Annotated in this window: 22 protein-coding genes and 1 tRNA gene; 9 read left to right on the top strand and 14 right to left on the bottom strand. The window is 73.1% G+C overall.

From position 1 onward, the window contains the following. Positions 1 to 165: 165 nt before the first annotated feature. Complete coding sequence (locus tag ABEA93_RS04175) at positions 166 to 798, bottom strand: alpha/beta hydrolase family protein (RefSeq protein ID WP_425584807.1); 633 nt, start codon at positions 796 to 798, stop codon at positions 166 to 168. A 574-nt stretch (positions 799 to 1,372) separates the two neighbouring features. Beyond that, positions 1,373 to 2,146: an SOS response-associated peptidase gene (locus tag ABEA93_RS04170; protein ID WP_345673868.1), complete on the bottom strand. Its 774-nt coding sequence runs from the start codon at positions 2,144 to 2,146 to the stop codon at positions 1,373 to 1,375. Between the two features lie 83 nt (positions 2,147 to 2,229). On the opposite strand from ABEA93_RS04170, the gene aroA reads away from it, so the two are divergent. Continuing rightward, the gene (gene aroA, locus ABEA93_RS04165) at positions 2,230 to 3,519 is read left to right on the top strand and encodes a 3-phosphoshikimate 1-carboxyvinyltransferase (RefSeq protein ID WP_345673867.1); all 1,290 of its coding nucleotides are present in this window, start codon (positions 2,230 to 2,232) and stop codon (positions 3,517 to 3,519) included. 16 nt (positions 3,520 to 3,535) lie between these two features. Beyond that, the gene (gene rsgA, locus ABEA93_RS04160; RefSeq protein ID WP_345673866.1) at positions 3,536 to 4,585 is read left to right on the top strand and encodes a ribosome small subunit-dependent GTPase A; all 1,050 of its coding nucleotides are present in this window, start codon (positions 3,536 to 3,538) and stop codon (positions 4,583 to 4,585) included. Positions 4,586 to 4,610: 25 nt separating this feature from the next. Here the strand turns inward: rsgA and ABEA93_RS04155 are convergent, their stop codons facing one another. Beyond that, positions 4,611 to 5,117: a DUF2231 domain-containing protein gene (locus ABEA93_RS04155; protein ID WP_345673865.1), complete on the bottom strand. Its 507-nt coding sequence runs from the start codon at positions 5,115 to 5,117 to the stop codon at positions 4,611 to 4,613. A gap of 263 nt (positions 5,118 to 5,380) precedes the next feature. Between ABEA93_RS04155 and ABEA93_RS04150 the strand changes: the two genes are divergently transcribed. Next, positions 5,381 to 6,193 carry a DUF4097 family beta strand repeat-containing protein gene (locus tag ABEA93_RS04150; protein ID WP_345673864.1) on the top strand — a complete coding sequence of 271 codons (813 nt, stop codon included), beginning with the start codon at positions 5,381 to 5,383 and terminating at the stop codon, positions 6,191 to 6,193. Between the two features lie 16 nt (positions 6,194 to 6,209). On the opposite strand, the gene ABEA93_RS04145 is transcribed toward ABEA93_RS04150, so the two are convergent. The 6 genes from ABEA93_RS04145 to ABEA93_RS04120 form a co-directional block, all read right to left on the bottom strand. Beyond that, positions 6,210 to 6,770, bottom strand: coding sequence for a DUF2087 domain-containing protein (locus tag ABEA93_RS04145; protein ID WP_345673863.1), 561 nt, complete (start codon positions 6,768 to 6,770; stop codon positions 6,210 to 6,212). 130 nt (positions 6,771 to 6,900) lie between these two features. Beyond that, positions 6,901 to 7,590, bottom strand: coding sequence for an HAD family hydrolase (locus tag ABEA93_RS04140; protein ID WP_345673862.1), 690 nt, complete (start codon positions 7,588 to 7,590; stop codon positions 6,901 to 6,903). 43 nt (positions 7,591 to 7,633) lie between these two features. Then, positions 7,634 to 8,740 (bottom strand): ferritin-like domain-containing protein, encoded by a 1,107-nt coding sequence (locus ABEA93_RS04135; protein WP_345673861.1) that lies wholly within the window; start codon positions 8,738 to 8,740, stop codon positions 7,634 to 7,636. Positions 8,741 to 8,841: 101 nt separating this feature from the next. Next, a complete protein-coding gene (locus ABEA93_RS04130; protein WP_345673860.1) occupies positions 8,842 to 9,426 on the bottom strand; it encodes a TetR/AcrR family transcriptional regulator in 585 nt (194 codons plus the stop codon). A 128-nt stretch (positions 9,427 to 9,554) separates the two neighbouring features. Next, on the bottom strand, positions 9,555 to 9,950 hold the full coding sequence (locus ABEA93_RS04125) for a nuclear transport factor 2 family protein (RefSeq protein WP_345673859.1): 396 nt from the start codon (positions 9,948 to 9,950) through the stop codon (positions 9,555 to 9,557). Between the two features lie 502 nt (positions 9,951 to 10,452). Then, positions 10,453 to 11,406 carry a hypothetical protein gene (locus tag ABEA93_RS04120; protein WP_345673858.1) on the bottom strand — a complete coding sequence of 318 codons (954 nt, stop codon included), beginning with the start codon at positions 11,404 to 11,406 and terminating at the stop codon, positions 10,453 to 10,455. Between the two features lie 262 nt (positions 11,407 to 11,668). On the opposite strand from ABEA93_RS04120, the gene hisN reads away from it, so the two are divergent. After that, a complete protein-coding gene (hisN, locus tag ABEA93_RS04115; protein WP_345673857.1) occupies positions 11,669 to 12,457 on the top strand; it encodes a histidinol-phosphatase in 789 nt (262 codons plus the stop codon). A 243-nt stretch (positions 12,458 to 12,700) separates the two neighbouring features. Further along, positions 12,701 to 13,120 (top strand): CBS domain-containing protein, encoded by a 420-nt coding sequence (locus ABEA93_RS04110; RefSeq protein ID WP_345673856.1) that lies wholly within the window; start codon positions 12,701 to 12,703, stop codon positions 13,118 to 13,120. A gap of 69 nt (positions 13,121 to 13,189) precedes the next feature. Here the strand turns inward: ABEA93_RS04110 and ABEA93_RS04105 are convergent, their stop codons facing one another. Then, positions 13,190 to 14,659 (bottom strand): catalase, encoded by a 1,470-nt coding sequence (locus tag ABEA93_RS04105; RefSeq protein WP_345673855.1) that lies wholly within the window; start codon positions 14,657 to 14,659, stop codon positions 13,190 to 13,192. Between the two features lie 143 nt (positions 14,660 to 14,802). Between ABEA93_RS04105 and ABEA93_RS04100 the strand changes: the two genes are divergently transcribed. Beyond that, positions 14,803 to 15,213, top strand: a complete 411-nt coding sequence (locus ABEA93_RS04100) for a Fur family transcriptional regulator (protein WP_345673854.1) — start codon at positions 14,803 to 14,805, stop codon at positions 15,211 to 15,213. A gap of 143 nt (positions 15,214 to 15,356) precedes the next feature. Here the strand turns inward: ABEA93_RS04100 and ABEA93_RS04095 are convergent, their stop codons facing one another. Continuing rightward, positions 15,357 to 16,472, bottom strand: coding sequence for a hypothetical protein (locus ABEA93_RS04095; protein ID WP_345673853.1), 1,116 nt, complete (start codon positions 16,470 to 16,472; stop codon positions 15,357 to 15,359). A gap of 809 nt (positions 16,473 to 17,281) precedes the next feature. On the opposite strand from ABEA93_RS04095, the gene ABEA93_RS04090 reads away from it, so the two are divergent. From ABEA93_RS04090 to ABEA93_RS04080, 3 genes are all read left to right on the top strand, one after another. Next, complete coding sequence (locus ABEA93_RS04090; protein ID WP_345673852.1) at positions 17,282 to 18,103, top strand: ABC transporter ATP-binding protein; 822 nt, start codon at positions 17,282 to 17,284, stop codon at positions 18,101 to 18,103. Beyond that, positions 18,100 to 19,095 (top strand): ABC transporter permease, encoded by a 996-nt coding sequence (locus ABEA93_RS04085; protein WP_345673851.1) that lies wholly within the window; start codon positions 18,100 to 18,102, stop codon positions 19,093 to 19,095. The genes ABEA93_RS04090 and ABEA93_RS04085 overlap by 4 nt, the downstream gene beginning before the upstream one ends. Before the next feature lie 76 nt (positions 19,096 to 19,171). After that, complete coding sequence (locus ABEA93_RS04080; protein WP_345673850.1) at positions 19,172 to 20,320, top strand: ABC transporter substrate-binding protein; 1,149 nt, start codon at positions 19,172 to 19,174, stop codon at positions 20,318 to 20,320. A 73-nt stretch (positions 20,321 to 20,393) separates the two neighbouring features. Here ABEA93_RS04080 and ABEA93_RS04075 read toward each other — a convergent pair whose 3' ends face one another. From ABEA93_RS04075 to ABEA93_RS04065, 3 genes are all read right to left on the bottom strand, one after another. Beyond that, positions 20,394 to 22,286 (bottom strand): sel1 repeat family protein, encoded by a 1,893-nt coding sequence (locus tag ABEA93_RS04075; protein ID WP_345673849.1) that lies wholly within the window; start codon positions 22,284 to 22,286, stop codon positions 20,394 to 20,396. A 210-nt stretch (positions 22,287 to 22,496) separates the two neighbouring features. Continuing rightward, positions 22,497 to 22,573 (bottom strand) — tRNA-Met (locus ABEA93_RS04070). 63 nt (positions 22,574 to 22,636) lie between these two features. Continuing rightward, positions 22,637 to 23,731, bottom strand: a complete 1,095-nt coding sequence (locus ABEA93_RS04065) for a Gfo/Idh/MocA family protein (RefSeq protein ID WP_345673848.1) — start codon at positions 23,729 to 23,731, stop codon at positions 22,637 to 22,639. Between the last annotated feature and the right edge of the window lie 56 nt (positions 23,732 to 23,787).

The raw sequence follows: 23,787 nt of genomic DNA, 5'->3' as shown, positions 1-23,787 counted from the left end.
CGATTCCGTCATATCGGAGCGGCGCTGCTTCCCCGAGGACCCTGGCCGAGCGGCGCCGTGACGATGCATCGCGGGCCGACAGCCCCGCCGGGGGAGCCGTACGGGGGCTTGGCGCGACCGTCCCGCGTGGCGACGGCTTCCCGTCGCGGCCGCGGGTCTCCCGTCTCAGCCGAGCAGCTTCACCAGCCACGTGCCCGCGGCGTCCGTGATCGTCTTCAGGGTTTCGTCCTGGCTCACCGGGGCGCGTTTCGCCACGGCGAAGCCGTGGTCGGCGTGGGGAACCGGGGTGAGGGTGCCGGTGGCGCCGAGGGCGGGGAACTCGTCGGGGCCGCCGAACGGGTCGCGGTCGCCTTGCAGGACCAGCGTCGGGACTCCCGCGCCGAGTAGTTCGTCGGCGCGGGACGCGGCGGGCTTGCCCGGCGGGTGGAGCGGGAACGCGAGCGCGACCACGCCCGCCGCGCCGGTCGCGGCCGCCGTCCGGCACGCGACACGCGCCCCCGCGCTCCGCCCCGCGACGGCGAACCGCGCGCCCGCCATATCGGCCTTGAGCGCGTCGACGATCGGGATCCACGCCTCGTCGAGCCGTTTCGGCGCGGGCGCGAGCTTCTTCCCCGCGACCCGCCACGGCTGCTCGACCAGCGCCACGGTCACGCCGAGCGGCGGCAGCGCCGCGGCCAGCGCCGCCAAATCACGCGCTTCGATACCGCCCCCGGCCCCGTGCGAGGCCACGAACCAGCCCCGGACCGTGCCGGGAGCCGGATACAGCGTGGCCCGGGCGTCACCGACCGGCGTGGGGATGGTGCGGACGTCGGGCTCGGCCGGGTCCGTGCCCGACGCCGCCTCGACCGAGGACTGCGGAGAAGAGTTGCGCACACTCACCCCCCGATCCTCCCGGACCCGCCCCACGGAAGACGACCCACCACGCCCTGCGGCCCGATCACTCCAACAGCCGCCGGGCGGCCGACCGCGCCTGGACACGACGCGGCGAGACCATCACCGCGCCCGCAGCCACCCCTGCGCACCGGCGTCGCCGACGGCAAGCCACCCGGCGAGGGCCACAACCGGCAGTGCCGGCGGCGTTGCGAGGACCATCGGCACCCGACCGCCTCCGGGCCCGGCAGGCCGACTGCCGCGACCGCCTCCCCCGCAGACCCGTGTCTTCCCGCACACCTCACCCGAACCACACCCGGTGTGGTGGTAGGCCGGGTGGAGGTGCGCGGCGGCTCCGGGTCGCCGCCGGTCCCGTGCCGCTGGGCACACGCGCCGATCGCCCCGCCCATCGCCGCGGCTGCCCCGAAGGCCCGCCGATCCCGTGCCGAGCGGACCCGGCAGTCCCGCGGCCCCCGCCCCGGGGAAAACGCACTCCACCCGCTCAGAACAACGTCGTGTCCCCCTCCTCCACCTCCTCCGGCGGCAGCGGGTCGAGCAGGTGCGCGTCGTTGTTCTTCACGCTGTTGACGGCCATCGACACCGGATACGCCGCCATCCGCCCCGGCTCCGGCGGCGTCAGCAGCCCGCGGGCCCGTTCGGTGTCCCCCAGCGACGGGTCGAGCCACGCGTCCCAGCGCGACGCGTCCAAGACGAGCGGCATCCGCGGATGGATCCGGGCCAGTTCCGGCTCGGCGTCCGTCGTGATGATCGTGCAGGTCCACAGCCACGCCAGCGGGTCGTCGTCGGGGCGCGTCCGGTCGCGCCACCACTCGTAGAGTCCGGCGAAGGCCAGCGGAGAGCCGTCCGCGTGGTGGATCCAGAACGGCTGCTTGCGGGCCTTGCCCTTGGGCCCGTCGGGCGCCGTCTCGGGGGTGTACCACTCGTAGTAGCCATCTGCCGGGAGCAGGCAGCGGCGGCCGGCGAACGCCTTGCGGTAGGCGGGTTTCTCGAACACGGTCTCGGACCGCGCGTTGATCATCTTCGCGCCGGTCTCCGGGGTCTTCGCCCACGACGGCACCAAGCCCCACCGCACGGTGCGGAGCTGGCGGACCGCGGGGCCCTCACGTTCGACGGAGCGTTCGAGAACGGCGTACACGTTCTTCGTCGGCGCGATGTTCCAGTCCGGCGGGAGCGTTTCCGGCACCGCGGACTTTTCGATCTCGAACAGCTCGATCAGATCGTCGGGCTGCTGGCTGGAGGCGTACCGACCACACATGGGCCCTACCCTCGCACGTTCGGTGGAGTGGCGGCGGAAATCCCCCCGGGGAGGCCGGGGCCGCCCGTATAGGCTGATGGACCATGACCTCCCCGCTCTGGTCCGCTCCTGTCGCCTCCGCTCCCGTCGACGCGGTCGTCGCGCTGCCCGGTTCGAAGTCGGTGACCAACCGCGCGCTGGTGCTCGCGGCGCTCGCGGACGGCCCGAGCACCGTGCGGCAGCCGTTGTACAGCCGCGACACCACGCTCATGGCGGCGGGTCTGCGCGCGCTCGGCGCGACCGTGGAGGACACCGCGGACGGCGACCTTCGCGTCGTCCCCGCGCCGCTGCGCGGCCCCGCGCACGTCGACGTCGGCAACGCCGGGACCGTGATGCGCTTCCTGCCGCCGGTCGCCGCGCTGGCCGCGGGCGACGTGCGCTTCGAGGGCGACCCGCGTGCATACGAGCGGCCGCTCGACGGCGTCATCCTCGCTCTGCGCGACCTCGGCGCGGACATCGACGACGCGGGCACCGGCCGCCTGCCGATGACGGTGCGCGGCGCGGGCTCGCTCCGCGGCGGGATCGTGGAGATCGACGCCTCGTCGTCCTCGCAGTTCGTCAGCGCGCTGCTGCTGTCCGGCGCCCGGTTCGCCGAGGGCGTCGAGGTCCGGCACATCGGCAGTTCCGTGCCGTCGATGCCGCACATCGACATGACGGTCGCGATGCTGCGCGCCGCCGGGGTGGCCGTCGACGACTCCGAGCCGGACGTGTGGAAGGTCGCCCCGGGCCCGATCGCCGCCCGCGACGTCGTGGTCGAGCCGGACCTGTCGAACGCCGCGCCGTTCCTCGCCGCCGCGCTCGTCACCGGCGGCCGCGTGACGGTGCGCGACTGGCCGGTGGCGACCACGCAGCCCGGCGACTGGCTGCGCGACCTGTTCGCGCGCATGGGCGGCGCGTGGGAGTTCACCGACGACGGCTTGGTCTTCACCGGCACCGGCAAGATCCACGGCATCACCGCCGACCTGCACGATGTCGGCGAACTGACCCCGGTGATCGCCGCGGTGGCGGCCCTCGCCGACTCCCCCAGCGAGCTGACCGGCATCGCCCACCTGCGCCTGCACGAGACGGACCGGCTGGCCGCGCTGGCCAAGGAGCTGAACGGGCTCGGCGGCGACGTCACCGACACCGCGGACGGCCTGGTGATCCGGCCGCGGCCGCTGCACGGCGGCGAGTTCGCGACCTACGACGACCACCGGCTGGCCACCGCCGCCGCGGTGATCGGCCTCGCGGTGCCGGGGGTCGAGGTGGAGAACATCGCCACGACGGCGAAGACGCTGCCGGACTTCCCGGCGCTGTGGCACGCCCTGCTCATGCCGGCCGACCAGGCGAGCTGAGCGGACGGATCCCACGATGGCGAACGCCCGGTCCACGCGCCGCACCGACTACGACGAAGACGATGTCCGCGTCCGTCCCTCCCGGCGCGGATCGCGCCCGCGGACCCGGATCCGGCCCAAGCACGACGACGCCGAGACCGGCCGGGTGCTGACCATCGACCGCGGCCGGTACACCTGCCTGGTCGAGGAAGACACCCGGCGCGAGCACGAAGTGACCGCCATGAAGACCCGCGAACTCGGCCGCAAGGGCGTCGTGGTCGGCGACCGCGTGGCGATCGTCGGCGACATGAGCGGCGACAAGGGCGCGCTGGCCCGGATCGTGCGCGTGGAGGACCGCCGTTCGGTGCTGCGGCGGACCGCGGACGACGACGACCCGTTCGAACGCATCATCGTGGCGAACGCCGACCAGCTCGCCATCGTCACCGCCCTCGCCGATCCGGAGCCGCGGCCGCGGCTGATCGACCGGTGCCTGGTGGCGGCCTACGACGCGGGCATGGAGCCCCTGCTGGTGCTCACCAAGGCGGACCTGCGCGGGCCCGAGTCGCTGCTGGAGCTGTACGGCGCACTTGGCGTGCCCTACGTCGTCACCCGTGGCGGCGACGCCGACGACGACTGGGACCTCGACCCGATCCGCGCCCACCTCGCGGGCCGCACGACGGTCTTCGTCGGCCACTCCGGCGTCGGCAAGACGACCCTGGTCAACGCGCTGGTACCGGACCGGCAGCGGGCCACGGGTCACGTGAACGTGGTGACCGGGCGCGGCCGCCACACCACCACGTCCGCGCTGACGCTGCGGCTGCCCCGGTTCGGCAACGAGCGCGGTTCCGGGTGGGCCGTCGACACCCCGGGCGTACGGTCGTTCGGCCTCAACCACGTGGACCTCGGGCGGATCATCCACGCCTTCCCCGACCTGGAGCCGGGCACGGCGGACTGCCCCCGCGCCTGTTCGCACGACGAACCGGACTGCGCGCTGGACACGTGGGTCGAGGCCGGCCACGCCGACCCGGCCCGGCTGACCTCGCTGCGGCGTCTGCTGGCGAGCCGCGAACAGGCCGAAGACGACTGACCCGCGCCCGCCCGTCACCCGCGCATCAACCGTTGGTGGACTGCACGATCGGCTTCCACACCACCTGCGATCCCGCGTGCCCGGTGCGGACGACCTGCACGGTGACCAGCACTGCCGCGGCGACCGCGAGCACCGCCACCACCGGGACCACGAACGCCGGAACGGTGTCCCGCATGGCCGCCTGCCCGCCCGCCCGCAGCCGGGCCACCACCACCAGCGCGGCCGCGACGACGAACAAGGCGACCACGTACCAGAGCAGGTCGTCGCCGCGCTCGATGTGCGTGCGCATCGCCGCCGGGCGTGCGGACGGATCCGGGTAGATCCGCTTCAGCAGCTTCTCGCCGCTCTCCTTGGTCGCCCACACCAGCACGACCATGACCGCGTCGAGCGCCGCGACCCACACGCCGAACCGCGGCAGCCAGGCCGGACGCACCGCGACCGCGATCGTGGCGAGCGCGGCGAGCGGCACCAGCACCACAGCGAAGTGCAGCACCAGCACGTGCACGGGAAGACCGAACACGGTGTCGAACATACGGAGGCTCCTCACGCCATCGGCGAACCCGGCATCTGCCGCCGACATCCGCGGAAATCTTCGTTCCCCGGCACCGGCACCGGCACGTTCTTGCACGTCGCCGGGGCCCGACCGGTTCAAGGTGGGGCTGTCCCTACCCTCGATCCGGGAGAGTGCCACATGCCGCACCGGCATCCGCGCCTCGTAGGCTCCCAGAGTCCGAACGCCGCACCCGAGCGGCGCGGCCACCGCCGAGACCGCCGTTCCGATCCCGGGAGCCCGCCATGACCAGGCCGCTGCGTACGACGCTCTTCGCCTTCGGCGGAGTGCTGCTCGTCGGATTGATCGGCTCCGGGGCGCTGGCCGGCCTGGTGCTGGCGTCGACGCACGACGTGGACAGCCAGAAGGACTTCGCGTTCTCCGGCGACCAGCTCAAGATCACCACCGACGGCGGCTCGATCCACCTGGTGCCGGGTGCGGCGGGCAACCTGCACGTCGACCGCACGATCACGGACTCGATCCGCGGCGGCAACCCGACCTGGAAGCTCGAAGGCACCACCCTCGCCCTCGACACCAACTGCCCGTCGTTCATGTCGATCACCTGCGACGGCGACTACACCGTCTCGGTGCCCACGGGGATCCCCATCACGGTGCGCGGCGACAACGGCTCGATCACCGCCGACGGCATGCGCCAGCAGCTCGACCTGCGCAGCAACAACGGCTCCATCAAGGTCCGCGACTCGTCCGGCAATCTGAAGCTGACCAGCAACAACGGCTCGATCTCGGTGGACCGCACGGTCGCCGACCGGCTCGACTTCTCGACCGACAACGGGTCGCTGCGCGCGACGCTGCTGAACGCGCCGACGTACGTCAAGGGGTCGTCCGACAACGGCAGCGCCAAGCTGTACCTGCCGAGGGGACCGGAGGCCTACAACGTGCAGCTCAGCGCGTCGAACGGCAGCGACAAGAACAACGTGCGGCAGGACCCGATGTCCCCGCGCCTGATCGACATCTCCAGCGACAACGGCTCGGTGAAGGTCGACTACGCGAGCACCGCGACGCCCACGCCGGTCCCCACGGCCGTCCCCACGCCGTGACCGCGGCCCGCCGGGGTCACACGTCGAACGTCCCGCCGGTCCGCCAGTAGACCCCGCCCTCGCGCCCCAGGAAGCCCTCGTCGACGAGGAGTCGCCGCAGCGCCAGGGGGTCGTCGGCCAGCGGCCGCAGGATGTCGGCGAGCTGGGCTTCGGTGTAGCGCACGCCCGGTTCGACGTGTCCGGCGAGGTGGTCGAGGACGACGAGGCGCTTGGCGCGCTGCGGAGGCAGTTGCCGGAGCCGCCCGTCGTCGAGGTAGGTGCGCAGCACCGCGACGTCGCCGGGCGTGCGTCCCGGGTAGTCGGCGGCGCCGCTGCCGTCGGGCGCGAAGGCGGCTTCCCCGAGGCGTTCCGGGCAGGCGTGCCAGCCGTCGCCCACCCGGGCCGCGAGCCCGGCGTCCTCCAGCCGGGCCAGGATCCGCACGGTGTCCCGGGGGGCCAGACCGGCGCGGTCGGCGATCTCCGCGGTGCCGCGCGCGTCGAGGACGAGCGCGGCGAACACCCGCAGCCGGTCCGGTGCGGCGAGCACCCCGAGCAGTGCTGCGGCGTCCCGCGGAGATTGCGTCGGACCTGATGCCATGCCGGAATTTTACGGGGGCACCCCCGCCGTCCCCCGTGCCGCCGAACGGGTGAACTCCGGTCGGACCCGGCCGGTTTCGCCGCGACGACGGCTCGGGCGGCACCGCGGACCGGTCGGGGGCGAAGTCGGGTCAGACCCCGCGCACGCCCAGCTCGTCGATGTGCGCGAGCAGGTCGCCCGGCTCCTCGTACACGCGGAACGCGTGCGCGCGCTCGAGTTCGTCGGCGCCGTAGCCGCCGGACAGCAGGCCGACGCCGAGCGATCCGGCGCGGCGCGCGGCCAGCAGGTCCCAGATGCTGTCGCCGACCACGACGCAGTCGCGCGGCTCGACGCCGAGCTTGGCCGCGCCGGCCAGGAACAGGTCGGGGTCGGGCTTGGCGCGGGCCACCTCGTCGCGCGTCACCATCGGCAGGTCGGCGGGCGCGCCGAGCTTGGCGAGCATCGGTTCGGCGCCGGAGCGGCGGCCGCTGGTGGCGATCGTCCACTTGATCCCGACGTTCGTCAGGTGCCGGAGCAGCTCGGCGGCGCCGGGCAGCGGCTGCACGTCCGCGACCCGCTTGGCGTAGTGCCGGCCGTGCGCGTCCTGGAGGCGCTCGACCTCGGCGTCGTCGAGGACGATGCCGGTCTCGCGCTGCACACCCTTGACGAACAGGCCGCCGCTCATGCCGATCTTGCGGTGGATCCGCCAGGTCGCGAGCGGGATGTCCGCTTCGAGGAGTGCTTCCTGCCACGAGATGACGTGCTGGTACACGCTGTCGACGAGGGTGCCGTCGAGGTCGAAAACGAACGCGGGCGGCGGATACCGGACAAGATCGCTCATGCCGCCGAATGTACCCGCGCCCGCGCCGCGCGCACTCCCGTCCTCATTCCCCGCCGAGTGCCACCATCTCGGCGACCTCCGCGGCCCGGGCCGCTTCCTCGGCGGCGAAGCGCCGCGTGCGGTCGAGTTCCTCGGCGGTGTCCTCGTCCGCGCGCATCAGCACCTCGACGTCCGTCGATGCCATGTCCAGCACGCCCATGTCGGCGAACGCGTCGCGCACCTTGGGGCCCCACAGGCCGATGTCCTTGATGCACGGCACGATCCGGCTGAACAGCAGCTTGCGGAAGTCCCGCAGGTACTCGGAGTTCTCGGTGGCTTCCAGCGCCTCGGCCTTGTCGATGGCGAAGTTGTCCCAGACTTCCTCGCCGCGCAGCCGGTCGCGCATCAGGTAGCAGCCTTCGACGACGAACTCCTCGCGCTCGGCCAGCTCCGCATCGGTGAGTTCGCGGTAGTAGTCGCGCAGCGCGAGCCGCCCGAACGCCACGTGCCGGGCCTCGTCCTGCATGACGTACGCGAGGATCTGCTTGGGCAGTTCGACCGGCGTGATGTCGCGCAGCATGCCGAACGCAGCGAGCGCGAGGCCCTCGATGAGGACCTGCATGCCCAGGTACGGCATGTCCCAGCGGCCGTCCGACAGCGTGTCGTCGAGGAGTTGCTTCAGCTGCGGGTTGATCGGGTAGTACAGCCCGACTTTGTCCTTGAGGAAGCGGGCGTACGTCTCGGCGTGCCGGGCCTCGTCCATGACCTGTGTGGCGGCGTAGAACTTCGCGTCCAGGTCGGGGACGGATTCGGCGATGCGCGCGGAGCAGATCAGCGCGCCCTGTTCGCCGTGCAGGAACTGGCTGAACTGCCAGGCCATGCTGTGCCGGCCGAGTTCGTCGCGTTCCTTCCGCGACATCTTGTTCCAGCTGGGCGTGCCGTAGAGGGTGTGGGTCTCCTCGGGGAGGCCGAGCGGCGAGACGGGGTCGACGGGGAGGTCCCAGTCGATGCGCTTGGCGGCGTCCCACTGCTTGTCCTTGCCCTTGGCGTAGAGGGCGAGGAGGCGGTCGCGGCCTTCGTCGTACTCCCACGTGAACCGGGCGGAGCCGGCGGCGGGGACTTCCCAGACGGTCATGTCGGCCGGGAGCGCGTAGAGGTCGTGCGTCGACACGGGCGATCTCCTTCGTGGCGGAGTGAGCCGGTGGTGCCTGGTGACGTACGGGTTCCGGAGGTGCTCGGGGATGCTCAGGGAGGATTCGGGGGCTTCGGCGGTCAGGGCCGCGGCGCGTCGGGCGCGGGCACGGCGGAGGTGCCGAGGAGTCTGCGGACGAGCACCGCGATGTGGTCCGCGGTGACTTCGGCGGCCTCGGTCGGCACGACAAGGTGCGACACGGTGATACGGACGGCCATCTCGGCCACCCACGCGACTTCGCCGGGGTCGAGGTCGGGCCAGCGTTCCCGCAGGACGGCGGCGGCGTTGTCGCGGAACAGCGCGACGAGTCCCGCCGACCGGGTGGTGAGGGTGGGCAGCAGGCCCGCGGCCTCGTCGGTCAGCGCGGCTTTGACGAGCAGGTTCTGGCGCGCCTCGTGGAGTGCCCACAAGGTGGCGGCGCGGGTGCAGTCGCCCGCGTCGCCGGGGGTGCGGCGGCTCGCCGCGGAGGTGCCGGCGAGGAAGTGCTCGGCCTCGCGGTGGGTGAGGGCCTCGGCGAGCGCGTCTTTGGTGCCGAACTCGTTGTAGAGGGTCTGCCGGGAGACGCCCGCGGCGGCGGCCACGTCGGCCATGCGCGTGGTGGACCAGGCGCCGGCGACCGCGGCGTCGCGGGCGGCTTGCAGCAGTGCTTCGCGGACGGACGGCACCGGCGGCTCCCCACGAGCGGGTGATGAACCGAAGTGGGCTTTACACGAACGTCTTTCGTGTCAAGCTTCACTCGCCCGCGAGGCGGCCGTCAAGGTGTCCCGCGGGGGCAGCCGATTCCGACTGGGGGTCAGCTCCAGAACTCGTTGTCCACGTCGATGTCCGGCGAGCATTCGTCGATGTCGGTGATCTTGCCGCCGACGATCGTGAAGAAGAGCCCGCCGCGCTGGTCGATCGAGCGGCCCTTCCGGGTCGCGGTGAAACGGTGGACGCTGATCGCGTGCCCGCGCCCGTCCGCGAACACGTGCTCCAACGTGACGCGCACCGTGCCGTCGGTCTCGGAGAACAGCCGCCCGTAGTAGCCGAGGACGTTGTCGAGGCCCTTCATGTGCCCGGAGAGCGGATGGTCGCCGGGAACGTGGTGGGTCACGTCGCCGGTCATCATCGCCCCGAGGGTCTGCATGTCACCGGCGGAGAACGCTTCGTATCCGCGGCGGACCATGGCGCTGTCGGCGTGTTCGGCCATGACGATTCACCCGGTTTCTGTCGCGAGGGTGTCTTCTCATCGTGGCGCGGGGACGGAACGGGGTCCACCCGCCCGCGGGCGACGCTGCGGGCATGCGGAAAAACCGCGGCAGGGGCGGCGGTTGGCCGGGAAAGCCGATGCGGGCGGGCACCGACCGAAGCGGCTCACCCGACGGCCGGTCGGGTGCAGACGGCCGCAGCCCACCCGACCCCGTGCGCCGTGGGGACGTGCCCGGGACGCCCGAGGAGCGGGGGGTAGCTGCTGCTTTCAAGCAACATGCGGCTGCCGTCGGAGGCCGTCGGCGCGACCCACAGCGGCACGCCGGAGCGCCGGGACTCCCGCGAAGTCGAGCAACCGCGAGCCCCGATACGAGGCGGGGTCCGCCCCGGTGGCTGCATCCGCCGCGCACCCGGGGCGGGTGCCCGGAGCCGGAGCATCCGGGACCGCCGCGGTCGCGGCGCCCCGGCATCCCACCGCGTGCCCTTCGCCCTCGCGTGCCCGCCTACGGCTTGTCGGCCGGGTCGGGCTCTGCCGCGTCGTCGACCGGGGGCGGGGTCGCGGGCTTGGGCGGGAGCGGGATGTCGGTCACGCCCCTCTCCGGCTTGCGCGGGATCGGGGCGGTGCCGTCGATCGGAGGCGGCGGGGATGCCGGGCGGGGCGGGATCACCGTGGGCGCCTGCGGCAGTTCCGGCCGCGTGTCGTCGTCCGGGGCGCTCGCCGGCCCCGCGCTCGGCGCCGCCGCTGCCGCCTTCGCGGCGATCACACGGCCTACCGCCTTGCTCTTGCGCTTGGCCGCGGCCAAACCGCGGCGGGCGGCACTCGGGCCCGCGGGCCGCGGCGGGGATCCGGCGGATGCCCCGGCACCCCCCGCACCGTTCGGCGAGCCTCCCGGCGCCGTGCCCGTCTTGGCCGCCGCGCCCGATGCTCCGGCGGCGCGCGTCCCGGTGCCGTTGCCCGAACCCGAAGTCGCCCCCGCGTCGCCCGCCTTCGCGAACGCCGCCACGTCCAGGTCGGCGAGTGCCTGCACCTCGCCCGCACGGCTCGCCGGCACCTCGGCGTCGTCGTCCGCCGTGTCCACCGCCAGGTCCACCGCGTCCGGCACCCGCACCCCGAGCCGCTTGCGCAGCCGCTGCCGCCGCCGGGCCAAAGCCCTGGTCGAGACCGGGTTCGCGTCGTGTATGCGGCTCGGCAGCGCGAAGTAGGCGTCCAACACGGCCAGTGCCTGCGGGCGTTCGCCGCCCGCTTCGAGGATGTCCGCGGCGCGCTCGTACGTCCACGGAGTGTCCATCCCCGCGCTGACCCCGTGCATGAGGGTGCCGAGTTCGCGCAGCTCCTCGCCCGTGAACCGGGCGCCGAGGGCGGTGCCCTCCAGGGTCCAGCCGTCCAGGCTCCGGCGCGGTGCCACCACGTCCGGCCCCGGCACGGCCTCGTCGCCGCGCGCTCGTCCGCCGCTCATGCCGAATCGTGCCATCGCGGCCCCCGGGCCCTTTCTCTTGGCTCCACCGATTCACCGACCGGCGGCCGTGAACGTCTGCCCCCGAAGCGTACGAGCCCCGCGGGACACCGCGAAAGGCCGTTCGCCGTACCGGGGGACAGAAGCCCGCAGCGGCCCCCGCGCGCCCCTCCGCGCGCCCCCGGCCGCCCCGTCCGCCACCCGGCCCGCCAGGCCCCGCCTCCCGCGTGGCAGCCGCGGGCCCCGAGCGACTAGTGTTCGCGCCATGCCCGGCTACGACGACGACCTGCGCTTCGCCCACGTCCTCGCGGACGCCGCCGACGCGACCACGCTCGACCGCTTCAAGGCGCTCGACCTGAAGATCGAGACCAAGCCGGACATGACGCCGGTCAGCGACGCGGACAAGGCCGCCGAGGAGCTGATCCGCGCCCAGCTCGGCCGGGCCCGGCCGCGCGACGCGGTACTCGGCGAGGAATACGGGTCGACCGGCCACGGGCCGCGCCGCTGGGTCGTCGACCCGATCGACGGCACCAAGAACTTCGTGCGCGGCGTGCCCGTGTGGGCGACGCTGATCGCGCTGATGGACGGGGACGAGGTCGTCGTCGGCCTGGTCTCCGCGCCCGCGCTCGGCCGCCGCTGGTGGGCGTCGAAGGGCGCCGGGGCGTTCACCGGGCGAAGCCTGTCGCAGGCATCCAGGATCCGGGTGTCCGAAGTGGCGCGCGTCGAGGACGCGTCGTTCGCGTACTCCAGCCTGGGCGGCTGGGAGGACCGGGGCGCGCTGGACGGGATGCTGGACCTGACCCGGGCGGTGTGGCGGAGCCGCGCGTACGGCGACTTCTGGTCCTACATGCTGGTCGCCGAAGGCGCCGTGGACATGTGCGCGGAGCCCGAGGTCAACCTGTGGGACTTGGCCGCGCTGTCGGTCATCGTCACCGAGGCCGGCGGCAAGTTCACGTCGCTGGACGGGATCGCGAGCCCGGCCGAAGGCAACGCCGCGGCGTCGAACGGCCGGCTGCACGAGGACCTGCTCGGCTACCTCAACCAGCGCGGCTGACCGCACCCGCACCACACCGGCACCGCACCCGCACCGCATCCGGGAACGAAGCCCGTCACGGACTCCGGCACCAACTCCCCGGAAGCCGCCGGAAAGCAAGAAATTCTCGGTAAATCCCGACAAAGCTTTCGCCTGCCCGCATGCCCGTGTGACTATGAGCATGGAAGCGCTTGTGAACTTGTGAATTGGTTCTCAAGTGGCCGTTCCGCGACGCCCGACCCCCAATTCCGGAGGTGGTGCAGCATGCTCGTCCGCGACGGCATGAGCACGGTCGTCCTGACCATCGGCCCGACCCACACCCTGCGCGACGCCGCCCGGCTCATGGCAGCCCGGCAGATCGGCGCCGCCGTCGTCATCGATCCCGACGCCGGCGGGATCGGCATCCTGACCGAACGGGACATCCTCAACTCGCTGGGCGCCGCGGAGGATCCCGACCGGGAGATCGCCGGCGACCACCTGACCTCGAACGTCGTGTTCGCGACGCCGCGCTGGTCGCTCGCGGACGCCGCCGCGGCGATGGACCGCGGCAGCTTCCGGCATCTGATCGTGGTGGACCGCCACGAAGTCGTCGGCATCATCTCGGTCCGCGACATCGTGCGCTGCACGCTCCGCGAACAGGAGCGGGCGGCCCGGCTGAAGGCCGCCGCGGAACTCGTGGGATAGCCGCGGGCCGCCCGGCGGATCCCCCGCCGGGCGGCCCCGGTCCGCGCCCGCTCCGGGTGCGCGGCCGCGTCAGCCGGTGCGCAGCGCCTTCACCGCCGCTTCCAGCCGGTCGCCGTACTCCGCGTCCGCGGCCCGGAAGTTCGCGACCGCCCGGTCGACGAGATCGTCGCGGGTGACCTGGGCGATGAACCCGGCGAGGTTGGCGACCAGCCGGGCCTTCTCGTCCTCGGACATCAGCCGGTACAGGTTGCCCGCCTGCACGAAGTCGTCGTCCTCGGCGTGCGACGGGGCCTCGAACGTGCCGGTGTGGCCGGTGACCGGGGAGGCCGCGTAGAGCGGCTCGCCGGTCTCGTACGGGCCGCCGAAGCTGTTCGGCTCGTAGTTCTTGGCCCGGCCGCCGGTGTTCGTCGCCATCGCGCCGTCCCGGCCGTGGTTGCGCGCGGTCGCGGCGTGCGGGGCGTTGACGGCGAGCTGGGTGTGGTTCACGCCCAGGCGGTAGCGGTGCGCGTCCGCGTACGCGAACAGCCGTCCCTGGAGCATCTTGTCCGGCGACGGACCGATGCCGGGGACGAAGTTGTTCGGCGAGAACGCGGCCTGCTCGACCTCGGCGAAGACGTTCTCCGGGTTCCGGTCCAGGACCAGCCGGCCGACCTCGACGAGCGGGTAGTCGGCGTGCGGCCACACCTTGGTCAGGTCGAACGGGTTGAACCGGTACTTCGCCGCGTCGGCGACCGGCATGAGCTGGACCTTGAGCGTCCACGACGGGAACTGCCCGGCGTCGACGGCCTCGCGCAGGTCGCGCTGGTGCGAGTCGGGGTCGCGGCCGGCGAGTTCGGCGGCCTCGGCGGAGGTCAGGGTGCGGATGCCCTGGTCGGTCTTGAAGTGGTACTTCACCCAGTACGCCTGGCCCTCGGCGTTCGTCCACAGGTAGGTGTGCGAGCCGAACCCGTCCATGTGGCGGTACGACGCGGGGATGCCGCGGTCGCCGAACAGCCACGTCACCTGGTGGGTCGCCTCGGGCGACAGGCCCCAGAAGTCCCAGACGTTGTCGGCTTCCTGGATGCCGGTGTACGGGTCGCGCTTCTGCGTGTGGATGAAGTCGGGGAACTTCAGCGGGTCCTTGATGAAGAAGACCGGGGTGTTGTTGCCGACGAGGTCGTAGTTGCCTTCCTCGGTGTAGAACTTCAGCGCGAACCCGCGCGGGTCGCGCACCGCGTCGGCGGCGCCGAGGTTGCCGGCGACCGTCGAAAAGCGGGCGAAGACCTCGGTGCGGCGCCCCGGCTCGGCGAGGAAATGCGCCTTGGTGAAGCGGGTGAGGTCGGCGGTGACCTCGAAGTAGCCGTACGCGCCTGACCCGCGGGCATGCACCACGCGCTCCGGGATCCGCTCCCGGTTGAAACGGGCGAGCTTCTCCAGCAGGTACTGGTCCTGGATCAGCAGCGGACCCCCGACGCCGGCCTGCGCGGAGTTCTGGTTGTCGGCGACCGGCGCCCCGGACTCGGTGGTGAGGGTGGCGCGCGAGGCGGTGGTGTCGGACATGCGAGTACTCCCCTTCGGACCCCGGGCGCCGGTGTCGCGGCGTCCCGGCCTGCGGACGGACTCCAACCTAGATCCGAACTTAGAACTTGTCTAGTTCTGAATTTGGACTGATTCCAAAGTTGGTAGGGGTGTACTCTTCCCGCATGACCGACCTTCTGGAACGCCTCCGCGAACGCGGGTGGCGGCTGACCGCGCAGCGGCGCGTCGTGGCCGAGGTCCTCAACGGCGAGCACGTGCACCTCACCGCCGACGAGGTGCACGAGCGCGCGGGGCAGCGGCTGCCCGAGATCAGCCGCGCGACCGTGTACAACACGCTGGGCGAGCTGGTCGCCCTCGGCGAGGTCCTCGAGGTCGCCACCGACGGGCGCGCGAAGCGCTACGACCCGAACGCGCACCGGCCGCACCACCACCTGGTGTGCACCGGCTGCCGGACCATCCGCGACGTGCCGGCCCCGCCGGACACCGGCCTGCTGCCGGACGACGCGGCGTTCGGCTTCGCGGTGACCGGGGTGGAGATCACCTACCGGGGGCTGTGCCCGGACTGCCGGGGCTGAGCGGCCCGGAGGCGGTCAGGCCCCGGACGGGCTCTCGCCACGCCGAGGCAACCGGCCGCTCGCGCCTGCGGACCGGGCGCCATCGCACCATCCGGGCACAGCGCTACCGCCCCACCCGCCCGGCGTTCTCCGGCCCCCGTCACTCACCGGTCCCCGTGCTCCTCGGGCAGCCACGTCCTCGTCAACGCCACCGCTCCGGCGCGGGCCGCGCGGCGGTACGCGGGCTCGTCGGCATCCAAGTGCGCATGCAGTTCCGCCAGATCGTGCTCCCGACCGCATTCGCCGAGCCCGATCAACAGCCCGGGCACCAGGCCGCGGCCCGGCGGCTTGTCGAGCAGCGCGCGATAGGCGCTCGCGGGGTCGGTGCCGCCCGCGACCAGACGGCCGCGTGCGGCGGCGCGAACCGCGGGCGAACGGTCGGCAAGGGCGGAAGCCAACGGGCGCGGGTCGCTCATCGGCGGCAACGCCTCGACCGCGCGCTCACGCACACCCGCGTCGTCCACCCGCAGCAACGCCAACGCAGCCCGGTCGCGATGCCGGCCCCGCAACCGACGCAGCAGCTCGTGCCCCGCCGCCGACCGGCACGCGTGGTCCCGGTCGCGCAGGGCGATCCGCAGCAGCTCCTTGTCGTCGGATATCCCCAGACCCCGGGCGAGTTCGTGGCCGAACCGGCGCAGCGGCGGAGTCGGCGACGCGGCCAGGTCGCGGGCGGGCCCGTGACGCCGTGCGGGCAGATGCGCGGCGCGATAGGCGTCCCGATACACGTCGGAGATGCCCTCGGCGCGTGACCTGCCGCGCCGCAGGTCGAGAATCGGCACGACGGCGGCGGCTTCGTCGGGGTCCAGCCGCCACATCAGCCCCACGCGGGCTCGGCGCCGCACCGGCTCGGCCCAGTCGTCGCTGCGCAGCGCCAGCATCGCGGCGGCAAGCCGGCCGGGTCGGGCGGCCAACCGCACGACGGCTTCCTCGCGGATGCCGCCGTTCTCGTCCATCGCGAGCAGCGCAAGCAGGGCAAGATGCCCCTGCCCGAGCAGCCCCCGGCGGCTCTTCACTCCACCGGCGAACTCCCGTGCCGCGCCCGGTTGCCGGGCGGCGGCGTCGAGCGCGACCAGGGTGCGGGGCGGGAGTTCGGCGAGGGCGGCGGCAGCGGCGTCGAGGTCGGGCACATGGCCGTCGGCAGCGGCTTCGCGGAGCAACGCGAGCAGAACATCCGCGCGCGCCGCGGGAAATCCGGCGGCCGCCTCGGCGGCGAGGGACACGACCGCTTCACGCGAAGGGCGTCCGGCGATCGCGTCGTCGACGACGGCTTCCGCGGAACGGATGCCCGCAGAACGGATGCCCGCAGAACCGTGCGGCGCGGAGCGCGCCGCCGGAGCGCCTCCGACGGGACCATGGCCGACCGAGTCCGCGGCGCCGCCCGAGCCCGACGCACCGACTGCGACTGCGGCTGCGGCTGCGGCTGCGGCTGCGGCTGCGGCGTCCGAACGCTCGGCCCGGCCGCCCTCGGCCCTCGCATCCACGGCCGATTTCGCGGCCGCATCCTCGCTCCGCCCCCGACGGCTCGCCGGGATGCCCGGGGACGCCTCCGCCCGCGCGCTATCCGTTCCGCGCTGTCCGTCGTCTCCCTCGGCCCGCATCCCGCCCCTCCCGTCCGGCGGCCGTCGTGCCGCCGCTGCCCACTTCGTGCCGCGCCCCGGCCGGACCGCCACGGCCGCACGGCGTTCATACCGCCGCAGCCGGGGCTCATCCGCGTGACGCCGCCCCAGGTCACCGCCGTGCGGCGGCGTCGGCGGAGCGGCCCCCTCGCCGCATCCGCGCGCCGCGCCCGCCACCGTTCGCGACCTCCGGCCCCCGCCTCGCCGTCCAGCCTGCCGTACGCGGCTCGACTCCCCCGCATCCGCATCCCACATTGTGTCTTTGTCGACCCAAACGTCGATTTCTCTTGTCTCACCTGACGACCCGTCATATCGTCACGCGGCACGACGGTGATCACTTTTCGGATACCGAAAACCCCCGAGAGGCGAACACCTCGCACCAACCCTCCGATTGCTCCCGGGAGTGGATGAACGTGACCGCAACGCCACCGGATCCGGTGACCGGCGGTGCCGGCGCACCGGATGTGAAGATCCACGCGGCCGACGTGGAACGCCACTTCGGCCGCGGGGCCAAACGCGTCGACGCCCTCGGCCCGCTGGACCTGGACATCCGTACCGGCGAGTTCTGCTGCATCGTCGGCCCGTCCGGCTGCGGCAAGTCGACGTTCCTGCGCATCGTCGCCGGCCTCGTCCGGCCGACCGCGGGCCGCGTCGAGATCGCCGCGAACTCGCCGCACCCCGCCGCCATGGTGTTCCAGAACTACGGCATCAGTCCGTGGAAGACCGTCCTCGCCAACGTCCGCTTCGGCCTGGACATCCAGCACGTGCCGCGCAAGGAAGCCGACGCACGCGCCCGCGACTGGCTCGGCCGCCTCGGCCTCGCCCAGTTCGCCGACCAGTACCCCGCCGCTCTGTCCGGCGGCATGCAGCAGCGCGTGTCGATCGCGCGGGCACTCGCCGTGGAGCCGGAGATCCTGCTCATGGACGAGCCGTTCGCCGCTCTCGACGCCCAGCTCCGGACGATCCTCCAGGACGAGCTGCTGGAGGTCTGCCAAGCCGACCAGCGCACCGTCCTGTTCGTCACGCACAGCCTGGAGGAGGCCCTGCTGCTCGGCGACCGCGTCCTGGTGATGTCGTCGCGGCCCGGACGCATCATCGCCGAACGCGTCCCGCCGTTCGCCCGTCCGCGGACCGGTGCCGTCCGCACCTCCCCGGAATTCGCCGAGATGCAGGCCGAGTTGTGGGCCCTGTTGCGCGGCGAGGTCGAGACCGCCACGGCCGGAGCCACGTCATGACCGAGAACACCGCGCAGCACGACACCGCCGCCGGCGCCGAACCGGGGGCGAAGTCCGCCGATGCCACCGGCAGTACAGCGCCCCCGGCCCCCCGGTCCGGCGGGACCGACAAGGCCGCCCGGCCCGCGGCGTCCGCCGCCGCCAAGCCCGGCCTGCTCCTCGTCCGCGCGCCCGGCCCCGCCGAACTCGACCCGGGCAAGACCCGCGTCCGCCGCCGGGTGCTGGAGATCGGCCTCGGCATCGCCGTGCCGCTGCTGCTGATCCTGTGGTGGCAGCTCGCCGTCCAGCAGAACTGGATCGACTCGCGGCTCTACCCGGCGCCGCAGACGATCTTCCAGGACGGCTGGGACCGGCTCGTGGACGGCAAGCTGTGGCCGGACATCTGGGCCACCGTGCGCCGCGCCCTGCTCGGCTTCACCCTCGGCGCGTTCGCGGGCTACGCCGTCGGCCTGCTCACCGGCTCGATGCCGCTGGTCCGCGCCGCCCTCGAACCGATGCTGGACGCCCTGTACGTCGTCCCCAAGCTCGCCCTGCTGCCGGTCTTCCTCATCATCTTCGGCCTCGGCGAGACCCCGCACATCGTCCTGATCGCCGTCACGGTCTTCTTCGTGGTGTGGATCCAGACGATGGCGTCGGTCCTCACCGTCCCCGAGGGCTACCGCGAAGCCGCGACGGTCTTCGGCGCCGGGCGGTGGCAGATGTACCGGCACATCCTCATCCCGGCCTCGCTGCCCCAGGTGGTCGTCGGTCTGCGCCTCGCGTCCGGGATGGCGGTACTCGTCATCGTCGCGTCCGAGGGCATCGCCTCGCCGAACCGCGACGGCCTCGGCTACCTGATCTTCAACGCCAAGGAACTCTTCGACAACCGCGCGATGTACGTCGGCATCATCGTCGTCGCCATCGTGGGCGTCGCCTTCTCCGAACTCGTCCGCTTCATCGGCCGGCTGCTCACCCCGTGGGCACCCGACCGCCGCGGCGCCGGCGGCAGCTGAGCCGCACGCACGGCCGGACCACCGCAGCCCCGGCGGCGGTCTGCTCCACACCTCATGTCCCCCGGAGGAAACCCTCATGGCACGTCGCCACACCACCGTGGCCACGGTCTTGCTCGCGTGCACCGCACTGCTCACCGCGTGCGTCTCGTCGGACGACGGGAACAAGACCGACAACGCCAAGTCCGCCCCGTCCCCCACCACGCCCGTCGCCGCCGTCGCCGGATGTGAGAAGGGCTGGACCGACCCGGCCGACCTGTCCCCCACCCGCGCCCCGGCCCGCTGCGCGCCCAACACCCCCGCGCCCAAGCCGCTCGCCGCCAAGACCAAGATCGTCGTCACCGCGGGCACGCTCTCCGCCGAATACCTCGGCCCGCTGCGCATGGCCAAGGCCAAGGGCGAGTTCGACAAGGAAAACCTCGACGTCGAGATCAAGCAGATGCCGTCGACCGACGCCATCACCTCGCTCGCCAAGGGCCAGATCGACGCCCTCTACTCGGCGCCCGAGGCCGGCTTCGTCAACGCCGCAAAGCAGAACTTCGACGTCAAGTGGGTCCTCGGCAACTACTCGTCCGACCCCAAGTCGAAGTCCGGCGTGTGGGCCCGCCTCAAGGACGGCCAGACCGCCGAACAGGTCGACCTCAAGGGCAAGTCCTTCGGCTCGCTGGTCGGCAAGACGTCGATCATCATGTACCCGATCGCGTCGGTGCTGGACAAGCACAACGCCAAGCCCACCGACGTCGACTTCAAGCAGCTCGACGCGCAGGGCGTCGCGCAGGCGCTGGAGAACGGCGGCGTCGACGCGGCCTGGCTGCTCGACCCGGTCTGGAAGAACTTCGACAACAAGCCCGGCTACGCGTTCCTCGGCGGCCAGCCCGCCGGCGAGCCGATCGGCGGCTTCCTCTACGGCCCGAACCTGCTGGAGAAGAACCGCGACGCCGGCGTCGCGTTCGCGCGGGCGCTGATCCGCACGATCAACACCTACTTCGCCGGCGACTACAAGTCCGACCCGGCGTTCGTCCAGGAACTCGCCACCACGCTCGGCAGCAAGCCCGAACTGCTGTCGGCCGTGCCGTCCCTGGTGACCGACTGGGAGATCCGCAAGGGCACCGTCGACAAGGCCCAGGAGCAGTTCGTCGCCGGCAAGGTCGTCGAAGCACCGGCGCTGCCCGAGGACAAGCTCGTGGACCGGTCCTTCTACGCGGAAGCCGTCGGCCACAACGGCTGACCCGCACCCCGCACCTCCGCGGCACCGGCCTGCACAGGCCGGTGCCGCGTCGCGTCGACGCGGGACGCCCGGATCAGGACGCCATCTCGGCGCGCAGCGCATGGAGCAACCGCTCCGCGCGCGCCGCGAGTTCCGGCGGCCCGTAGGCGATCACCGGACCGCACCAGCGTTCCGCCGCCGCCACGTCGCTCCGTTTCAGCGCCAGGACGACCAGCCGCATCGCGGCCCGCCCGTGCCCGTGCTCGGCCGCCGCCCGCAGCCACGGCTCGGCACCCTTCGGATCCCCGCGCCGCAGATGCACCAGGCCCAAGTTCCAGGCGCCGGCCACACTTCCCGCATCCGCGGCCGCCCGGAACCGCCGCGCCGCCGACCCTTCGGCACCGCGCCGGGCGAGCAGCACACCACAGCGCAGCATGGCCGGGACGTGCCCCGCATCGGCCGCCGCCGCGTACCAGTCCTCGGCACCCGCCGCGTCGCCGAGCTGCGCCAGCAACGCCGCGAGCCGCACCGCACCCACCGTGCGCCCGGCCGCCGCCGCCACCCGGTACGCCCGCACCGCGGCCTCCGCCGCGCCACGCCGCTCCAGGATCATGCCGAACTGCAACGCCGCGTCCGGATGGCCGGATTCGCACGCCCGCGCCCAGCACCGCTCCGCCGCCGCGGCCCCCTCCGCGGTCGGCCGACGCGCGTAGAGGATGCCCAGGTTGTACGCGCCGTCGATGCTGCCCGCTTCGCTGGCGCGCGCGAACCACACCTCGGCCTCTTCTTCGTCGTCGCGGGCCAGCAGCAGCCCGGCGAGCGCGTTCGCCGCCTCGGCGTGCCCCGCGTACGCGGCCATCCGGTACCAGCGCTCGGCTTCCGCGTCGTCCTCGCGCGAGGCGTGCAGCAGGCCGAGGTTGAAGGCACCGTTGGACTCGCCCGTCGCCGCGGCGCGTTCGTACCAGTGCGCGGCCTCGGCAGCCCGCCCTTCGGCGGCCAGCAGCGCACCGAGCGCGTTCGCCGCAGTCCCGTCGCCGTCCTCCGCGGCACGCCGCCACCAGTGCGCCGCACCGTCCACGTCGCCGCCGTCCTGGCGCAGGAACCCGAGCGCCCGCGCGGCCGCCGCATCGCCTTCCTCCGCGGCCAGCCGGAACCAGCTCTCCGCCTCCGGCAGATCGCCCGCCCGCTGCAGCAACTGCGCCAGCCGCACCGCGGCGCGGATGTGCCCGCACGACGCGGCCCGCAAGAACCAGGCCGCCGCGGCGCGTTCGTCGCCGCGCTCCTGCCCGGTCCGGCCGAGCCGGTACGCCGCCTCGGGATGCCCGGCCTCAGCCGCGCGCCGGTACCAGCGCTCGGCCCCGGCCTGCCCCCGCTGCTCGTGGAACTCGCCCAGCACCAACGCGGCCCGGACGTGCCCCGCTTCGGCGGCATTGCGCAGCCAGTACAGCGCCTGGCCGACGTCCTCCGACTCGTGCGGCCCCGCATCCTCCGGCGCGCCGTCCAACAACAGCGCCCCGAGCGAGAACGCGGCGATCCGACTGCCCGCCTCGGCGGCGCGCAGCCACCAGCGGCGTGCCTCGTCGACCCGGTCCTCGCGGTGCATGAGCACGCCGAGGTTCGTCGCCGCACCGCGGTGGCCGGATTCCGCCGCACGGCGCAGCCACGTCTCGGCTTCCGCGTCGCCGCGGCGCAGCAGCAGGAGGCCGAGCCGGCTGGCCGCGGTCGCGTCGCGGCCCGCGCGTTCGCGGTAGCGGCGTTCCAGTTCGGCGAGTTCGCGGCGGTCGAGATCCTCTCCCGGTTCCAGGCCCGGGTCGTCACCGCCCGCGAGATCGTCGCCCGAGCCGCGGCGGCGCGACCGGAACGGCACCAACACCGCGTAGTCGTCGGGGCGTTTGGCCCGGCCACGGGCGAATGCGTCGGCGCGGCCGCGGTCCAGGACGACGGTGTCCGGGTCTTCGCCCCACCCGTCGTCATCTCCCGCGACCATGCCGGGAGTTGCGTGGCCCCGATTTCGGGCAGCGTCGAGTGGCGGTCGCGCGTGCGCGCTCCGCTCCCCTTGACCCCGCTCTGCCCCCATGCGTCCATCGTCGCATCATCGGACGCACGCGTCAGGGTCGATTTCTCGATAGAAAGATGTCAATCGAGTGACAGTAACGACGAAGGCCCGGCCGCCTGTTCGGCGACCGGACCTCGTACGTGGTAGCGGGGACAGGATTTGAACCTGCGACCTCTGGGTTATGAGCCCAGCGAGCTACCGAGCTGCTCCACCCCGCGTCGGTGAAGACAACAGTACGGCAGCGGGCCCGATAGTCCAAATCGATTGCCGCAGGCCCGTCGTCAGGCCCGCGCGACCGGCACCCAGGCGCCGTCCGCGGCGGACTTGCGCACGGCGTCCAGCACGGCCTGCCCGGCGACGCCGTCCGCAAACGTGGCGTACGGCGGGTCGGCGGGCACCTCGCGGCCGAGGATCAGGTCGCGGAAGGTGCCCGCCAGGCGCGCGTAGGGCGCCCGGTCGATGCCCATGCAGTGGAGCAGGTCGTACGCGGTGTGCAGCAGGTCGCCGGGCGGCGGCTCGGGCGCCGGGTTCGCCAGGTCGTCCGGGACCGCGATCTTGCGGTCGCCTTCCGCGTCGCCGACGTACACGTCGTCGAACTCGACCCAGGCGGTGCCGTGGGTGCCCGCAACGCGCGTGGTCATGAGCGGCGGCCCGTACACGCCCGACGAGCTCTGCAGCGAGCCCTCCACGCCGGTGACCGTGCGGAAGCGGATGTTGAAGGTGTCCTCGGCGGTCTGGCCGGGCCGGTCCGACACGATCGGCAGGCCCGCGCTCACGCCCTCGAACTCGCCGAGCGTGTAGCGGATCTGGTCGATCCAGTGGGTCGCGTGCGCGCCGAGCCAGCCGCCGCCGTCCTCGGCACGGCCCCACCACTCCGGAACTTCGGCGGCGGGTCCGGCGAGCACCGGGATGTGCAGCAGCCAGGTTGCCAAGCGGGGCGTGCCGACGGCGCCTTCGGCGACCAGCCGGGCGAGCAGCGCCTGCGACGCCGACCAGCGGAACTCGGTGCCGAGCAGGTGCACCACGCCGGCCTTCTCGGCTGCCGCGAGCATGCGCCGGGCCTCGCCGAGGTCGGCCGCGAACGGCTTCTCGCACACCACGTGCTTGCCGGCCTCGACGGCCTCGACCACGAGGTCGGCGTGCGTGTTGGGCGGCGTGGCGACGCTGACCGCGTCGACGCCGTCCAGCGCGAGCGCGTCGGCGAGGGAGGTCACCGCGTGCGGCACTCCGAACCGTTCCGCGCGGGCCGCGGTCTTCTCCGGGTCGCGGCCGACGAGGGCCTTCACCTCGAACCCGGCGTCGCGGAACGCGGGCAGGTGCGTGAGGCACCCGAAACCGGTCCCGACTATGACCACACCCAGTTTGCCGTCCGCCATCGCGCGCTCCCGTTCCCGCCGTTCCGTGGCGCGGCACGGTAGTCCGTTCGGCGTGA

Origin of the sequence: Yinghuangia aomiensis, from assembly GCF_039542225.1 — a bacterium.
In the GTDB taxonomy this organism is placed as follows: Bacteria; Actinomycetota; Actinomycetes; order Streptomycetales; family Streptomycetaceae; genus Yinghuangia; species Yinghuangia aomiensis.
Note: the sequence above shows the minus strand (reverse complement) of the source record. Positions and strands in the feature narration are given on the sequence as shown.

Coding starts and splice junctions, on each gene's coding strand:
- ABEA93_RS04170 (WP_345673868.1), bottom strand. CDS start 2,146: ATGTGTGGTCGGTACGCCTCCAGCCAGCAGCCCGACGATCTGATCGAG.
- aroA (WP_345673867.1), top strand. CDS start 2,230: ATGACCTCCCCGCTCTGGTCCGCTCCTGTCGCCTCCGCTCCCGTCGAC.
- rsgA (WP_345673866.1), top strand. CDS start 3,536: ATGGCGAACGCCCGGTCCACGCGCCGCACCGACTACGACGAAGACGAT.
- ABEA93_RS04155 (WP_345673865.1), bottom strand. CDS start 5,117: ATGTTCGACACCGTGTTCGGTCTTCCCGTGCACGTGCTGGTGCTGCAC.
- ABEA93_RS04150 (WP_345673864.1), top strand. CDS start 5,381: ATGACCAGGCCGCTGCGTACGACGCTCTTCGCCTTCGGCGGAGTGCTG.
- ABEA93_RS04145 (WP_345673863.1), bottom strand. CDS start 6,770: ATGGCATCAGGTCCGACGCAATCTCCGCGGGACGCCGCAGCACTGCTC.
- ABEA93_RS04140 (WP_345673862.1), bottom strand. CDS start 7,590: ATGAGCGATCTTGTCCGGTATCCGCCGCCCGCGTTCGTTTTCGACCTC.
- ABEA93_RS04125 (WP_345673859.1), bottom strand. CDS start 9,950: ATGGCCGAACACGCCGACAGCGCCATGGTCCGCCGCGGATACGAAGCG.
- ABEA93_RS04120 (WP_345673858.1), bottom strand. CDS start 11,406: ATGAGCGGCGGACGAGCGCGCGGCGACGAGGCCGTGCCGGGGCCGGAC.
- hisN (WP_345673857.1), top strand. CDS start 11,669: ATGCCCGGCTACGACGACGACCTGCGCTTCGCCCACGTCCTCGCGGAC.
- ABEA93_RS04110 (WP_345673856.1), top strand. CDS start 12,701: ATGCTCGTCCGCGACGGCATGAGCACGGTCGTCCTGACCATCGGCCCG.
- ABEA93_RS04105 (WP_345673855.1), bottom strand. CDS start 14,659: ATGTCCGACACCACCGCCTCGCGCGCCACCCTCACCACCGAGTCCGGG.
- ABEA93_RS04100 (WP_345673854.1), top strand. CDS start 14,803: ATGACCGACCTTCTGGAACGCCTCCGCGAACGCGGGTGGCGGCTGACC.
- ABEA93_RS04085 (WP_345673851.1), top strand. CDS start 18,100: ATGACCGAGAACACCGCGCAGCACGACACCGCCGCCGGCGCCGAACCG.
- ABEA93_RS04080 (WP_345673850.1), top strand. CDS start 19,172: ATGGCACGTCGCCACACCACCGTGGCCACGGTCTTGCTCGCGTGCACC.
- ABEA93_RS04075 (WP_345673849.1), bottom strand. CDS start 22,286: ATGGTCGCGGGAGATGACGACGGGTGGGGCGAAGACCCGGACACCGTC.
- ABEA93_RS04065 (WP_345673848.1), bottom strand. CDS start 23,731: ATGGCGGACGGCAAACTGGGTGTGGTCATAGTCGGGACCGGTTTCGGG.